This is a genomic window from Actinacidiphila epipremni (assembly GCF_012034175.1).
Classification (GTDB): domain Bacteria; phylum Actinomycetota; class Actinomycetes; order Streptomycetales; family Streptomycetaceae; genus Actinacidiphila; species Actinacidiphila epipremni.
Genome location: NZ_JAATEJ010000086.1, coordinates 1 through 486, shown reverse-complemented (window position 1 = coordinate 486; position 486 = coordinate 1). Strand labels below are relative to the sequence as shown.

Genomic DNA, 486 nt, shown 5'->3' with positions numbered 1-486 from the left:
CGCCTGGTTCGCGGATTTCGATCCGGGCGACGACGCCGTGCTGCACGGGTGACTACGTCAAGCACGACGACTCCGACTCCGATGTCGTGATCGCGGGTGTGTCGTCGTCGAGTTCGTCGACCGACAGGGGCGACGCGACGTGGATCGTCCGTTCGGGGCTGTCGAACAGCTCGTGTGTGTCGTTCGAGTCGGCGAACGAGCCGGGCCAGTATTTGCGGCACCAGAACTTCCAGCTGCATCTGGCGTCCGGTGACGGCAGTTCGACGTTCAACCAGGACGCCACGTTCTGCCCGCAGTCCGGCCACAACGGGCAGGGCTACTCCTTCCAGTCGGCGAACTACACCAGCAAGTACCTGCGGCACTACAGCTACACCGTCTACATCGCCTCCAACGGCGGTTCCAACAGCTGGGACAGCTCCACCTCCTGGAGCGACGACACCAGCTGGGCCATCACCACCCCCTGGGCCTGACCCCACAGCACCGCCG

1 protein-coding gene is annotated in these 486 nt (G+C 64.8%); it reads left to right on the top strand.

What is annotated here, in order from left to right:
- Positions 1-470 (top strand): AbfB domain-containing protein (locus HCN08_RS34565; RefSeq protein ID WP_206319603.1); only part of this gene is annotated, 470 nt, incomplete at its 5' end.
- Positions 471-486 lie beyond the last annotated feature (16 nt).